The organism is Paenibacillus pasadenensis (assembly GCF_023715725.1).
GTDB classification, from domain to species: Bacteria; Bacillota; Bacilli; order Paenibacillales; family Paenibacillaceae; genus Paenibacillus_O; species Paenibacillus_O pasadenensis_A.
The window spans coordinates 14,939-29,365 of sequence record NZ_JAMBOT010000016.1 but is presented as its reverse complement, the minus strand read 5'-3'; the positions used below and the strand labels follow the sequence as shown (position 1 = coordinate 29,365).

15 protein-coding genes are annotated in these 14,427 nt (G+C 54.5%); 2 read left to right on the top strand and 13 right to left on the bottom strand.

Translation table 11 applies throughout. From position 1 onward, the window contains the following. Positions 1 to 93: 93 nt before the first annotated feature. The 4 genes from M3223_RS22035 to pth all read right to left on the bottom strand — a co-directional run bounded on the left by M3223_RS22035 (position 94) and on the right by pth (position 5,855). The gene (locus M3223_RS22035; RefSeq protein WP_251565657.1) at positions 94 to 1,137 is read right to left on the bottom strand and encodes a peptidylprolyl isomerase; all 1,044 of its coding nucleotides are present in this window, start codon (positions 1,135 to 1,137) and stop codon (positions 94 to 96) included. A gap of 100 nt (positions 1,138 to 1,237) precedes the next feature. Then, complete coding sequence (mfd, locus tag M3223_RS22030; protein WP_251565654.1) at positions 1,238 to 4,780, bottom strand: transcription-repair coupling factor; 3,543 nt, start codon at positions 4,778 to 4,780, stop codon at positions 1,238 to 1,240. Between the two features lie 211 nt (positions 4,781 to 4,991). Then, a complete protein-coding gene (locus M3223_RS22025) occupies positions 4,992 to 5,225 on the bottom strand; it encodes an anti-sigma-F factor Fin family protein (RefSeq protein ID WP_251565652.1) in 234 nt (77 codons plus the stop codon). A 69-nt stretch (positions 5,226 to 5,294) separates the two neighbouring features. Beyond that, the gene (gene pth / locus M3223_RS22020; RefSeq protein ID WP_251565650.1) at positions 5,295 to 5,855 is read right to left on the bottom strand and encodes an aminoacyl-tRNA hydrolase; all 561 of its coding nucleotides are present in this window, start codon (positions 5,853 to 5,855) and stop codon (positions 5,295 to 5,297) included. Positions 5,856 to 6,103: 248 nt separating this feature from the next. On the opposite strand from pth, the gene M3223_RS22015 reads away from it, so the two are divergent. Continuing rightward, entirely contained in the window at positions 6,104 to 6,544 is a 441-nt protein-coding gene (locus M3223_RS22015; RefSeq protein WP_251565648.1) for a hypothetical protein, read from the top strand. Positions 6,545 to 6,703: 159 nt separating this feature from the next. On the opposite strand, the gene M3223_RS22010 is transcribed toward M3223_RS22015, so the two are convergent. After that, a complete protein-coding gene (locus M3223_RS22010; protein ID WP_251565646.1) occupies positions 6,704 to 7,348 on the bottom strand; it encodes a 50S ribosomal protein L25/general stress protein Ctc in 645 nt (214 codons plus the stop codon). Positions 7,349 to 7,501: 153 nt separating this feature from the next. Here M3223_RS22010 and M3223_RS22005 point away from each other — a divergent pair, with 153 nt between their 5' ends. After that, complete coding sequence (locus M3223_RS22005; protein ID WP_435368035.1) at positions 7,502 to 8,407, top strand: helix-turn-helix domain-containing protein; 906 nt, start codon at positions 7,502 to 7,504, stop codon at positions 8,405 to 8,407. Positions 8,408 to 8,474: 67 nt separating this feature from the next. Here the strand turns inward: M3223_RS22005 and glmU are convergent, their stop codons facing one another. The 8 genes from glmU to yabG form a co-directional block, all read right to left on the bottom strand. Further along, complete coding sequence (gene glmU / locus M3223_RS22000) at positions 8,475 to 9,872, bottom strand: bifunctional UDP-N-acetylglucosamine diphosphorylase/glucosamine-1-phosphate N-acetyltransferase GlmU (protein ID WP_285891408.1); 1,398 nt, start codon at positions 9,870 to 9,872, stop codon at positions 8,475 to 8,477. A 141-nt stretch (positions 9,873 to 10,013) separates the two neighbouring features. Further along, a complete protein-coding gene (spoVG, locus tag M3223_RS21995; protein WP_020620824.1) occupies positions 10,014 to 10,301 on the bottom strand; it encodes a septation regulator SpoVG in 288 nt (95 codons plus the stop codon). 126 nt (positions 10,302 to 10,427) lie between these two features. Beyond that, a complete protein-coding gene (locus M3223_RS21990; RefSeq protein ID WP_251565644.1) occupies positions 10,428 to 10,820 on the bottom strand; it encodes a RidA family protein in 393 nt (130 codons plus the stop codon). Between the two features lie 16 nt (positions 10,821 to 10,836). Continuing rightward, positions 10,837 to 11,664, bottom strand: a complete 828-nt coding sequence (purR, locus tag M3223_RS21985; RefSeq protein ID WP_251565642.1) for a pur operon repressor — start codon at positions 11,662 to 11,664, stop codon at positions 10,837 to 10,839. Positions 11,665 to 11,747: 83 nt separating this feature from the next. Next, positions 11,748 to 12,602, bottom strand: coding sequence for a 4-(cytidine 5'-diphospho)-2-C-methyl-D-erythritol kinase (gene ispE / locus M3223_RS21980; protein WP_251565640.1), 855 nt, complete (start codon positions 12,600 to 12,602; stop codon positions 11,748 to 11,750). A gap of 110 nt (positions 12,603 to 12,712) precedes the next feature. Then, entirely contained in the window at positions 12,713 to 12,895 is a 183-nt protein-coding gene (locus tag M3223_RS21975) for a small, acid-soluble spore protein, alpha/beta type (protein ID WP_251565639.1), read from the bottom strand. Between the two features lie 196 nt (positions 12,896 to 13,091). Further along, complete coding sequence (gene veg, locus M3223_RS21970; RefSeq protein ID WP_251565638.1) at positions 13,092 to 13,364, bottom strand: biofilm formation stimulator Veg; 273 nt, start codon at positions 13,362 to 13,364, stop codon at positions 13,092 to 13,094. A gap of 136 nt (positions 13,365 to 13,500) precedes the next feature. Further along, complete coding sequence (gene yabG / locus M3223_RS21965) at positions 13,501 to 14,400, bottom strand: sporulation peptidase YabG (RefSeq protein WP_251565637.1); 900 nt, start codon at positions 14,398 to 14,400, stop codon at positions 13,501 to 13,503. Positions 14,401 to 14,427 lie beyond the last annotated feature (27 nt).

Sequence of the window (14,427 nt, the reverse complement as noted above, 5' to 3'; positions counted from 1 at the left end):
CACTTCTTTTGTTTTTTCAATCAAAATAAAAAGTACAGACAAAAAAACGTCCCTCGGGCAACTGTCGCTGCGAGGGACGTTTGTGTTCATTAATTAGCTTGCCGGACTTGGCGACGGGCTCGTTGACGGACTCGGAGAGGAGCTCGGCGACGGGCTTGTCGACGGGTTCGAAGACGCGCCTGGCGAAGGAGACGGGTCAGTAAACTTCTCTTTGCTCTTAACGAGCTTTGGCACTTCTTTTTCCATGTATTCGTTCAGCTTATTCTGAGCCAGCGTTTGTTTGACGCCTTCTTTGGACTGGTCAAAAGTCGGCAGCTCACGCTTCTCGACCTTAATGACATGGTAGCCATATTCCGTTTCGACAGGCTCGCCGATTACGCCGATTTCCTGCTCAAGCGCAGCTTTTTTGAAGGCTTCCACCCAGCCGCCAGCAGCTTGATCGGCATACTGGCCGCCGGCATCTTTCGAGCCCGGATCTTCGGAATATTCTTTGGCCAGCGCGTTCCAATCCGCATTAGCCGCTTCCAGCTTTTTCTTCGCTTCTTTGGCGCGGGCCAGCGCGTCTTCCTTTTTGCGCTCCTTGCCCTCGGCGTCTGTGAAGCCAACGAGAATATGGCGCAGCGTAACCTTGGTCAGCCCTTCTTTATTCTCATCGTAGTATTTTTTTGCTTCATCGTCAGTCACTTTGGCGGCCATCGTTTCCGTCACGCCAAGCGACAGCGTGATAAAGTTTTTCACGTCGTCTGCTTCAATCTTGTTGTCCTTGAGGCTTTTATCAAGCGCTTCTTTGCCCAAGGCAGCCTCGATCTGCTTGTACTGCTCGTCCGCATCTTTAGCAGCCTTGTCTTTAACTTCCTTCGTTGCATCCTTGTATACGAGCTGGTAGCCGATATATTGGTCAAGCACCATGTTTTTGTAGTCGGCCATTTCCAGGTAAAGAGCTACTTCCGGATTAATCACGCGCAGTACGTTCGTAAACGTGTCGAACTGCTCCTTCGTGACCGTTCCCCCTTCGTACTCGGCAATTGTATCCTTGCTTTCCTTCTGGCCGCATGCGGCCAAGGCAAACGCAAGCACGCCAGTCAGCACAATCATTAGCGTGCGCCGCACTGCCGGGCGCTTCGTGGATAGTAACATACTCGTCTCCTCTCGATCTGTTCAGGCATGTTAATAGTGTAGCAGAAGTTGTACTGCGGCGCATTAAAGGAACCTTAGCGCCGCAGGTCTGCCGCAGGATTTATTTACCTGCGGCTTTCTCGAGCTGAGCTGCAGCAGGCAGAGCGGCCTCGCCAAATCTTTTCAGCAGCTTCAGCGTCATTTCCAGCCGCTCGTCGCTGCTGAGCCCTTTGCCCCGGAGCGTGAGCTCCATTGGCTCTCCCTTGGCGCCGCCGCCAATGCGGCGGTAACGGTTCTCGAACTCCAGGCAAAGCCCGTCGATTGCCCGCGTATCGGCTTGCTTCGCAGCGGAGACGCTAAATTTCAGCGACCATTCGTCGTTTTTGCCGGCGCTGATCGACTCGATGCCGTAACGCGAGCCGTATACCTTGAGCCTGCCGACATCCAGCAGCGTGCTTACCGCCTGCGGCAGATCGCCGAACCGGTCCGTCAGCTCGTCATGCAGATCGTCAGTATCCTCCAGCGAGGAAAGCGCGGCGACCTTTTTGTAAATCTCGATTTTCTGAATGCTGTCGTAGATGTAGTCGGAAGGCAGATAAGCATCCAAGCTCAGATCGATGACGGTGTGAACCGGCTTCTCGACCTCCTGCTCCTCGCCGTACATTTCCTTTTTGCGGCTGGCAATCTCGTCCGCAAGCATCTGCGAATACAGATCAAAACCGACCGATGCGATGAAGCCGTGCTGCTCCGCTCCGAGCAGATTGCCCGCGCCGCGAATAGCAAGGTCGCGCATAGCGATTTTGAAGCCGGATCCCAGCTCCGTGAACTCCTTAATTGACTGGAGCCGCTTCTCGGCGACCTCCGTCAACACCTTGTCTCGCTGGTACGTAAAATACGCGTAAGCAATCCGGTTCGACCGGCCTACGCGCCCGCGCAGCTGGTACAGCTGCGAGAGGCCCATTTTGTCCGCATCATGCACGATTAAAGTGTTCACATTCGGAATGTCTACGCCGGTCTCGATAATGCTCGTGCTCACAAGCACATCGGACTCGCGGTCGAGGAAATCCAGAATGGTCTTCTCCAGCTCCTGCTCCGACATCTGCCCGTGGCCGACCGACACCCGCGCCTCCGGCACGAGCGAGCCGAGCAGCTCCGCCATCTGGTAGATGCCCTGCACGCGGTTGTACAGGTAATACACCTGGCCGCCGCGCGCCAGCTCCCGTTCAATCGCCTCGCGCACAAGCGCTGTGTTGTACTCCACCACATAGGTTTGCACCGGGAAACGGTTCTCCGGCGGGGTCTCGATAACGGACAGATCGCGCACGCCGAGCATCGACATATGCAGCGTTCTTGGAATCGGCGTCGCCGTCAGCGTCAGCACGTCTACATTCGTTTTGAGCCGCTTCAGCTTCTCCTTATGGGATACGCCGAAGCGCTGCTCCTCGTCGACGATTAGCAGGCCTAGATCCTTGAACACGATATCCTGCGACAGCAGGCGATGCGTGCCGATAACAACATCGACCGTGCCGCTCTTGAGACCTTTCATCGTCTCCGTCTGCTCCTTGCGCGAGCGGAAACGGCTCAGCACCTGCACCTTGAACGGAAAATCGGCAAAGCGCTCGCGGAACGTCTCATAATGCTGCTGCGCGAGAATCGTCGTTGGCACCAGCACCGCGACCTGTTTGCCCTCGATTGCCGCCTTGAACGCCGCCCGCACAGCAACCTCTGTTTTGCCGTAGCCAACGTCGCCGCACAGCAGCCGGTCCATCGGACGCTGCGTCTCCATATCCTTTTTGATCTCGCGAATCGCCCTCAGCTGATCCGGAGTTTCATCATAGGGGAACATCGCCTCGAACTCGTTCTGATAGGCGGTGTCCGTCCCGAAGCCGAAACCTTTCGCCTCCTGGCGCTGCGCATACAGCTTGACGAGATCGTCCGCGATGTCCTTGACGGAGCTGCGCACTTTGTTCTTGACACGCGTCCATTCGCTGCCGCCCAGCTTGTAAACCTTAGGCTCCTTCTCCTCCGAGCCGACGTACTTCTGGATCAGATCAATCTGATCGATCGGCACGGACAGCTTGTCGCCGCCGGCATACAGGATATGCATATAGTCCTTGTGAATGCCGCCGATCTCCAGCGTTCCGATGCCCATATACTTGCCGATGCCGTGGTTCTGATGGACGACGTAGTCGCCGACCTTCAGCTCCGTGTAGCTCTTGATGCGCTCAGCATTGTCCATGTTTTTATCGACGCGGCGTGTCTTGCGCTGCTTCTGTGAAAACAGCTCGCCCTCGGTAATAATGACCAGATGAGAGCCGGGCAGCTCAAAGCCGCTGCCAAGCCCGCCCTCCAGCAGCATCGGCGGCTCGATATCGTAATCGCCGAGCACGCGGCGCAGCCGGTCCATCCGCTCGCCTGTACCGGCCAGCATCATCACTTGCGCGCCGGCTTTTTTCCAGCGCTCCATCTCCGACTTCAGCACGTTCATCTGCCCGTGGAAATTCTGCATGCCCCGGCACATGAAGTTTAAAATATTTTGCGGCTGCGTATGCGGCACCTGGCGCAGGAACAGCGACAGGAACAGCGACGGGAACGGCCGGCGGTACAAAACGTCGTCGCTTTCGCGAGCCAGCTTGAAGCTTGGCAGCGACTTGCCGTTGCTCAGCAGATGCGCCTGCCATTCAGCCTCATCCCGTTCCAGCTGGCGGGCCGTCTCAATCAGGCGAGTCGGCTCGTCGAGCACAAGCAGCGTATCCTCCGGCATGTAATCATAGATGGTCTGGCGTTCAGGGTAGAGCAGCGCAATGTATTTATAAAGTTCGGGAAAATAAATATGCTGCCGCAGCCGTTCCATCTCTGCGCCAAGCTCGGAGCGAAGCCGGTCCTTGGCGGTGCGGTCGGTCATCCGGTCCAGCTGCTGCTCCAGCAGCTCGGACGCGTGCTGGGCGGCGGCGGCAAAACGCCGCTCGTCCGCAATCAGCTCCTGGCAGGGTGGAACGATATAGCTATCCAGTTTGTCGATGGAGCGCTGCCCTTCGGGATCGAACGTACGGATGGAGTCAACTTCGTCGTCGAACCATTCCATTCGAACCGCCGAATCCGCCGTTAGCGGATAAAAGTCGACGATCCCGCCGCGCACGCTCATCTCACCGCGATTCTCGACGCGGTCTGCGCGCACATAACCGAGCGCATTCATGCGCTGCAGGAATGAATCCATCGGAAGATTGGCTCCGACCGCCACCTCGATTTTGGCCTCGGCCATCACTTCCTTGAGCGGCAAATAACGCCGGACCCCGGAAAAAGGCACAACAACAATCCCGCGGTAGCCGCGGGACAGGCGAATCAGCACATCCATGCGCTGTGCGAGCATTTCGGGGCTGGATACAGCCGCCTCGGCCGCGACCAGCTCATTGGCCGGATACAGCAGCACCTCTTCGCCGCCGAGCAGCTCCTGCAAATCCTCGGCGATTTTTTGGGCGGCGAACATATTGTGCGTCACGACCAGCAGCGGCTGCTGGAATTCCTGGCGCAGGCCGGCCATTAACACTTGCCGGGACGAGCCTGCGAGGCCGGACACCATCTGTTCCTTCATGCCCTTTCGGAATCCGGCAACGATCGATTGAAAATCCCGATCGGCGGCAAAAGCCTCTAGTAACGCTTTCAAGTTAGGGCACCCCTTTTCAGTTCAAGAAGCTTGCGCGCCGTCTGTCCGTCCTGCCATCCCCCTCCGCAGCGCTTGCGGGAGCGGACGTCAACAAAGGCCTCCTGATGAACGGGGCCTTGGACAGACGGCGAATCATAACACGCAAAGGAGCCTCGGCTGCCGCCAAGGCTCTTGCCTATGTGTTTATCCTGGAATGTACGCCTTGCTTATGTCACTGCAGCGGGTTGGATACCAGCAGCAGCTCCGGGTTGCGTGCGACGGCCTCGCTGCAGTATTCGCATACGAGCTTCACGATCATATCGCCTTCCGGATTATAGGCTATTATATCGCTGCGCTCTTCGAGGGTCAAGAAATGCAAACCGAGCCTGTTCTCCGTAATGCCCTGCAGGCTCGAGATGGTGCCAAGCGGAATCCGGCAATGCCGGCACTCATAATGAATCGCCATCATGTGACCTCCTGTCCAACGTTTCGTTGGTAACAGCATGCCCACATTATGGCTTTTTTAACGATCGGCTCAGCTGTTGAACTTGCCCATCGTGTCGTCGAACGGATGCTGCAGCGCATGCTCGGCGGCATCGCAGGCTTTGTCGATCATTGTCTGCACCGCATCGCGCTCGCTTTTCGGAAAATTCGACAACACATAGTCGGCAATAATCATGCCGTTTGTCGGACGGGAAACACCCATGCGAATCCGGTTAAAATTCTGTGTGCCCATATGCTGAATGATTGACTTAATGCCGTTATGGCCGCCCGGCCCGCCCTGATAACGCAGGCGGATTCGGCCCGTCTCCGTATCCATATCGTCGTAAACGACGATGACGTCCTCCAGCTTCGCGTTAAAATAATTCATAAACGCCCGCATCGACTCGCCGGACAAATTCATAAACGTCATTGGCTTAATCAAATATATTTTTTCGTTGCCGACACGGCCTTCGCCGATGAGCGCGCGGCACTTGCTCTGCGTCACCCTGATGTCCCAGCGCTCCGCCAGCGCGTCGACAACTTTAAATCCGATATTATGGCGGGTTTCCGTATACTGCGGCCCGGGATTGCCGAGCCCAACGATCCATTTCATGCTTGCTGCCGCACCCCTCTGTAACAGTTTGCTACCAATCACTGTACCACAAAGAGCGCGGTTTCGCCCACTTCCCGCTTTCTTAAGGCCACCCACTCGCCTCACCCGAAACTATCTTTCTCTCTATTGGATATAAGCCTCAGTCACGAAGTTAGCCTGGCGAATAGAATAGAGGTATGAAGATCGATTTGATCAGCTTAAATGAGACTGAAAACGTCCAATAGAAAACAAAGTATGGAGGAATTCAAATGAATAAGGACGCAGCAATCAGCCGCTATGGCGGTGGCGACCTCGGAACGGTTCTGGTTTTATTTATTCTGCTTGTCATCGTAATGAGCGTATTCTGCGCCGGAATGAAGGAATGTGATCCGCCGGATGCGACGGCAGCGTCGCGCTTCCAAATTAATAATGCTACAACGGCGTATAATTTTTTTCTTTCATCGCCTACGAATGTTCCGGCTTTGCCGACACGCATCGATTATACAAGATCGCCTGATTTTGTAATAAGCGGTACGGTAACGGCTGAATACAACATTCGCGACCTTTACAACCGGGATGCGGGCAGCTTCAGCTTAACCATGCAAAGCGGAACCGGCATAACAAACAGCCGCAAAACGGGGAATTTTGTGTTGATTGTTGATAACAATAATTTTTACGCCTATAAGCTTTCCGTTTATCGTTATGCCTAGGAAGGCAAGGCTACCTCCGTCCTTTTCGGTGCAGAGCAAGAAGAGAACAGGAGGGGAGATTGGAATACTTATTCATTCCTACAGTTGGAAAAAGGCTGTCCCCTCCAATTCGGATGGGAACAGCCTTTTTCCTATGCCGCTACGCCGCAGTACGGCGCTTTATTCCTCGTCCACCGCGTTGGCGTCCTCGGAACGGGCCGCCGCCTTTTCGTCCTCTTTGGCCGCCTCTTCGGCTTCCTCCTCGGACACTTCCTTCTGCGGCGCCAGTACGCCTACGACAATTTGCTCGGGATCGGTAACCAGCTGAACCTTTCCAGGCAGCTTCAGATCGCCTGCAGCTAAGTTTTCGCCGACGCCAAGAGCGGAAATATCCGCTTCAATGGACTCCGGTATATCGTTCGGCAAACACTGCACCTCTACCTCATGCAGCGTCACAGACAGTACGCCGCCTTCACGAACGCCTGTTGAATCGCCGGTAATGTCGATGCGAACCGAGGCTTTGATTTCCTCGTTCATGTTAATTTGATGCAGATCCACATGCACCAGCTTGCGGGAAAGCGCGTCGCGCTGCACATCCGTAATCATGACCGGCTGTTTGCCGGCATCCGGAATAGTCAGCTCGATAATGGCATTCGGCTGGGAGCGAAGCAGATGAAGCACTTCCTTCTCTTCCAGGGAGATAACCGATGAAGATTCCAGCTTCTTGCCGTATACCACGGCAGGCACCTTGCCTTCTTGGCGAAGCTTGCGAAGGCTTCCTTTGGACGCATTGCTGCGTGCTTCAGCTTGCATGGTAATAGCCATGATACAATTCCTCCTCTAAAGGTCCTCACACCTGTCAATCGTTGGACAGTGTATACTAACCTAACTTACCCATTCCCCGTCCCAATTAAACGCAAAAATGATCAAAAACCGGATCCGGCATTCTGATATTCTGCTGGTAGAGGAGGTGAGAGCTTGGAAAGGCAAGTGAGCGTCCAAAGCGCAATTGCCTATATGGAAGCGCATCTGGAAGAGAATCTGACGCTGGAGCGTATTGCCGCTGAAGCCGGTTTTTCCGCTTATCATTTTCACCGCGTGTTTCGCCGCCATACCGGATTGAGCATAGGAGATTATTTAAGAGCCAGGCGACTTTCACTCGCCTCCCGCCTGCTTCTGGAAAGCGACCGCAGCATTCTGGATCTGGCTCTGGACTGCCGCTTCGAGAGTCAGGAGGCGTTCACCCGGGCATTCAAAAAACAATACGGATTGCCGCCAGGACGCTATCGCAAACTGTTTCGAATTCATAATCGGATGAGAGAAAGGATGATGGAGCGAATGAGTGCACAACAGCAAGCTTCCATGGAAAGTCCCCTTAAAGGATGGTTTTTGAGAGGAAGCCAGCCGCAGCATTACCGGATTGACCTGGACCGCAGCATCATCCATCAGGGTGAAGCCTCCGGGCTGCTGAAGTCCAAATCCCATCCCGAAGCGGGCGGCTTTGGCACCCTGATGCAGCAGTTCAAGGCGGATGCTTACCGAGGTAAACGCATGCGTTTTTCCGGATTTCTGCGCACCCGCGGCGTAACCGAATTTTGCGGCCTTTGGATGCGCGTGGACAACGCCGAAGAGGAAATGCTCCAGTTCGATAACATGAGCGACCGGCCGCTGTCCGGCGATACGGAATGGAACCACTACCCTGTCGTGCTGGATGTGCCCTTGGAGAGCGCCGTCATTAGCTTCGGCGTGCTGCTAAGCGGTGAAGGAGAGGTGTGGATCGACAGCCTGCGCTTCGAGAAAGTGGACCTCAGCGTTCCAGTAACTAGCCTGGACACGACTGTTCAGCTGCCCGACCACCCGATGAACTTGCAGTTCGAAGAATAAGCTCAACTCAAAAAAGGCCAAGCAGGATCGATTCCTGCTTGGCCTTTTATCGTTTAACGGCTTCGGCTTAGCCTTGACCGCGTTCTTTTTTGGCTTTGGCGCGTGCGCGGATTTTATCTGCGTAACCAGGCTTGTTTACCTGCCGCTCCCGGGCAATCGCCAGATCGCCGCCCGGCACGTCATGGGTGACCGTGGAGCCCGCCACGACATAAGCTCCGTCTCCAATGTTCACTGGTGCAATCAAATTGACGTTGCTGCCGATAAACGCATCGTTGCCGATGACCGTTTTAGCTTTGTTGAAGCCGTCATAGTTGACCGTAATTGCGCCGCAGCCGATGTTAACGCCGCTGCCAACTTCGGCATCGCCGACGTAGCTCAGATGCGACACTTTGCTCTCATCTCCAATCACAGCGTTTTTGAGCTCAACAAAATCGCCGATTTTGCAGTCCTTGCCAAGCTTGGAGCCCGGGCGCAGGTTGGCGTAAGGCCCGATGGAAGTGCCTTCACCCGCCTCGGATTTGTCGATCGTGCTGTAACGCACCGCGACGCCGTTTCCGATAACGGAGTCCTTAATATCGGCTTGCGGCCCGATGACACAATCCTCGCCGATGACTGTAGCTCCCCGCAGCACCGTACCGGGATAAATGACCGTATCGGCCCCAATCTCCACCTCAGCTTCAATATAAGCGGCTGTCGTATCGATGAACGTCACGCCGTTAATCTGATGGCGGCGCACGATGCGCTCGCGCATAAGGCGTTCCGCCTCGCCAAGCGCAATGCGGTCATTCACGCCGATTGCTTCCGCCAAATCCGATGTGCAGTAAGCCTGTACGGATTCTCCTGCGGATACAAAGATGCCGATGACATCGGTCAAATAATATTCGCCCTGAGCATTGTCGTTGGTTACGCGGGCCAGCGCTTCAAACAGCTTGCGGTTGTCGAAGCAGTACGTTCCGGTATTAATCTCCTGTACGGCAGCCTCGGCCGGCGAGCAGTCCTTCTGCTCCACGATGCGCTCAACCGCTCCCTCTGCACCGCGAACGACACGCCCGTACCCGGTCGGATCGGTGAACTCAGCTGTCAGCACAGTCGCTGCTGCGCCGCTGCTCTCATGCAGCTCCAGCATGGACTCGATCGTCTCCGCCGTGACGAGCGGCGTATCGCCGCAGATGACGATGGTTGTGCCTTCCTTGCCGCTAAGCAAAGCTTCCGCCTGCTGCACCGCATGGCCTGTTCCAAGCTGCTGCTCCTGCAGCACAAACTTGGCGCGTCCTTCAAGAAAACTTTGCACCTGTGCGGCGCCATGTCCCGTTACGACGACGATTTCCTCGCAGGCCGCCTTTTCCACGGTATCCATGACATGCCCAACCATCGGTTTGCCGCATACGGGATGAAGTACTTTGTACAGCTTCGATTTCATTCGCTTGCCCTGACCGGCTGCAAGCACGACCGCCATCCGTTTCAATGCTTTCATTCCTCCCTGTTGTCCGTTGCTTTCCTATAACCCATATCCCTATATATATCCCAATCCGGCATTCTAGTCAAAAAAGAAAGGGAGCCATAGGGCTCCCCATCGGTAAATGAATTGTTCCGCACCTCGTACGAATCAGGCGCCTTCTTCGATTGCAACTTCCTCTTCCGTAGCTGCGCGCTCGTATTCGGCGAGCACGGCTGCTTGAATCTTTTCCCGTGTAGTGGAAGAGATCGGGTGGGCAATATCCCGGAATTCCCCGTCGGGCGTACGCTTGCTCGGCATTGCAACAAACATCCCATTGTTCCCGTCAATGACGCGAATATCATGAACGACAAATTCATTATCAATGGTGATGGATGCGATAGCCTTCATACGTCCCTCGGAATTAACACGGCGGAGTCTGACATCAGTAATCTGCACTTGTGTTCACCACCTTTGCCTCTAGAAGACTTGGTGTATTATTCCACATTTCTGCACAGATTCCTTCTTATTTCTGCCAATTTACAGGGCCTTTATAAAATAAATTTTGGAAATTAAGATTATTCGTTACCTTTCGACAGATGTCGAGGCGATAACTTCAATTTCGACAAGAACGTCCTTCGGCAGGCGCGCAACCTCAACAGCAGAGCGGGCTGGTTTATGCTCTCCGAAGAAGGATGCATACACTTCATTGACGTCGGCGAACTGGTTCATGTCCTTCAAAAATACGGTTGCTTTAACAACCTGGGACAGCGAGGAGCCTCCTGCAGCGAGCACAGCTTCCAGATTGCGGAACACCTGCGCCGCCTGTTCGCGGATGCCGCCCTCGATGAGAGAGCCGTCCGCCTGCAGCGGAATTTGACCCGACGTATACAGCATATCGCCTAGCTTCACCGCGTGGGAATAGGGACCAATTGCCGCAGGCGCACCCTCGGCGTTAATCATTTGCAGCTTGGACATTATAATGCCTCCTATTTTACGATTGAAAATAATTGCCTGGCACAACCGTTGTCTGTTTCGTCTTCAAATCCACCGCCGTCAGCTTCGCCAGCGACACGTAGTCCTCCAGCAGACGATCCTCCGTGCCAACTTCGCCGGATTCAACGAATACGCCGACGCCGGCAACCGTCGCATTGAACTCGCTCAGCAAATCGATCATGCCCTGTACCGTGCCGCCGGCTTTCATAAAGTCATCGATAATCAGCACGCGCGACTGCTCCTTGAGCGCTCTGCGGGCAAGCGACATCGTCTGGATGCGCTTGTTCGAACCCGACACATAGTTGATGCTGACCGCCGAGCCTTCCGTCACCTTGTTGTCGCGCCTGACGATTACAACTGGTAAATTGAGGCAAGCCGCTGTTGCATAGGCAAGCGGGATCCCCTTCGTCTCCACCGTCATAATGACGTCAATCTGGCGGTCGGCAAATGCGGTCGCAAAAATACGGCCGACATCGCCCAGCAAATGCGGCATGCCGAGCATATCGGTCATATAAAGATAACCGCCGGGAAGCACCCGTTCCGGCTGCTCCAGCTCCCGGCAGACGCGCTCAATGATTTCCAGAGCGGTCTCCGCCGGCATTTTGGGAATAAACTTCACCCCTCCGGCAGCTCCGGCAAGCGTCTGAAGCTGGCCGATGCCCTCTTCCTCAAATACTTCTTTAATAATGGCCAAATCTTCGCTTATGGACGATTTGGCAGACTGGTATCGGTCCGCAAAAGCGGTTAGAGAAATTAACGTATGGGGACGATTAAGCAAATATTGGGTCATCTCGACCAACCGGGCACTGCGTTTAAGCTTCTTCACCATGAGATCCCCCTGGCTAAATCCGAATATTGTATTGACAATATACCATCTTTATACGGATTTAATCAAGGATTCATAGCATTTCATGTAAGCATTCTTACCACATACACTTCTTTGCAGAAGCCGCGCAATCCGTTGTAGATCCGGGCCAGCTTGGCCTCCTTAGACACCAGGCCAAATACGGTAGGGCCGCTTCCCGACATAAGTACTCCGTCCGCTCCAAGCCGCAGCATGCTTTCCTTGAGCATTCGCACCTCTGGATACAGCTTCAGCGTTACATCCTCCAGCACATTGCCAAGCCCTTCGCATACGTCATTAAAGGAGCCGCTGCTTAGCGCGCCCATCATATCGCTTAGGGAAGGATGCTGCTTCACCTGGTCCACGCGGAAGCGGCCGTAAACGTCGGCGGTCGATACGTTAATCGGCGGCTTAGCCAGCACAACCCAGCAGGACGGCGGATTGTCGATCATTTGCAGCTTTTCGCCGCGCCCGGTCGCCAGAGCTGTTCCGCCCGTTACGCAGAACGGAACGTCTGAGCCAAGCTCCGCGCCGAGAACGCATAGCTCATCCTCCGGGATGTCCAGCTTCCATAGCCGGTTCAGCCCGCGCAGCGCTGCCGCAGCGTCGCTGCTTCCGCCGGCAAGTCCAGCGGCTACCGGAATTTTTTTATCCAGATGAATATAAACGCCCTTTTTGACATCGTAGCGCTCTTTAATCAGGCGTGCTGCTTGAAAGGCGAGGTTTTTCTCATCCAGCGGTATGTAGCCGGCCTGACTGGAAATAATGATGGCGTCCCGCTGAAGTTCTTCCATCTCCAGCCGGTCAGATAAATCCACCATCGTCATAATCATTTCAACCTCGTGGAAGCCGTCTTCGCGCTTGCGAAGCACGTCCAATAAAAGATTGATTTTGGCCGGCGCTTTCTCGTAGATTTTCATCAGTCTCTCGTCACCCGTCCGTAGAATAAACTTCATCTATTATAGCATCGGTCCGGGAGAAAAGCGAAAGCGGCTCCTTCGCGCTTGGCGCTAGGAACCGCTCTGTCTGTTTAACGCTGTTGGCGTGAAGCGGCCTGCTCGGCCATCTGAATGGCCCGCTTGACCATATTGCCAGCGTCTTTTGCTTTAATCCCGCCCCAGCCTTCTTGCTGGACCGTGTCATAAAAGCCCAAGTCCTTCGCCAGCTCCACCTTCAGCTGCTCTGACATTACGCTGCGTCTTCTGCGGCTCATGGAGATGCCTCCTCTGCTCGTCTCTGACGGTGCGGGATGCCGCTGCGGACACCCGCCCTCATGTAGTATGAGGGTCATTCGCCAAGGATATGCGGCATAATCATTAGAGACCGTTAAATCAGCCCTTATAAAAAAACACGCGCCAGCCTAAGCCGGCGGCGCTTGAAGGTTCCCCAGTGAAAACCTGATCTATATGTCAGTGCAGCGGATTGATCCGGACCTGACCTTCGTCATTGCAGACGGTGACTTCCACCGAATCCGTAAGGATGTCCGCATAACTATAGGAGACACGCTTAAACGCGTTCTGATCCTGATCCAGCTTAACGATGAAAACAGATGGGTAGGTTTCTTCCAAAACACCGGAACGCTCAACCGTCTTGCGCCGGCCTCCATTAGCCCGCAGCATAATTTTGGCACCGATATGAGCTTCCATGCTGCGCTTGATCTCAGACAAAGCATTTCTAGCCATTGGTCACTACCACCTCTTTCCTTGTCCATTATAGCCCAAGGAAGGAGGAAATGTCAAATAAACAAAAAATTATATCACTGACCTTTAAAAAGTGTCAATAAAAATTTTTCGACTTTAGGTTTAACATGAATAATGCCTACTGACCGTACGCATAATACGGGTTTGGATTCACTTTTTTGACCTCAATCGGCTTGGGAAGACCTACGCGGTAGCGGCCCATCGTTTCAATTCCGCCCACACCTTCGATGCCTGATATCGTGCCGTGAATTATATCGGGCAGGTTAACGCATTCCCTAATGGACGTATAACTTGCCTTAATCGCAATATAAACCGGGTCTAACGCATGGATGAGAATCCGGCCCGGAGAGCTGGCAAAATTGGACCCGGCCTGCAGCAGCGCCTCGTAATAAGACTGGCAGGCTCCGGCGACGACAACGAGGTTGTCGCGGTTTTTATCGTAATCGCGGGCGATCTGCACCGCATTGACGAAGTTCTGGGAGTTTTTGTAGCTGCCGATGCTGTACAGCTCGCTGCGGCGTGTTTTCAGCAGGCCGTCATGGCCGGTAATGACGACGATATCCGGCCGGACCTGAGGCAGCAGATGGTAGAGCAGGTCCGCCATCTGATTTTCCGCTACATGCAGTCCTTGGGCCGGCACCTTCATTTGATTGTACAGCTGCATGCTCTTACGCATGTAATTGGCATCTCCGTCGAGATGCAGCACCTTACCCGGCAAATCAAAATAGGAATGAGAAGAGTTCGATTCCTCCGGCCGGTACTCCAGCTCATTCAAAAAAGAGTGATCGCTCAGCTCTGCGCTTATCCGCTGTGTGGAGGCCTTCACCTTGCTCCGCACGGATTGGGTCACGCTCAGCTCCTCCGGGTTAGACACCTTCTCCAGATCGCCTAGAGGCGCGTCTGCAAGCAGGCGGTAATCCGACCCTTTCAGTATGGCTATATCTCCATGGATAGCTTCCACGCGGAATACGACGTCTCTGCCGTAAGAACGCCGAACGACATAATCCCCTTGTTTCATTTGGCCCATCACCTCTGCATTTAAGGT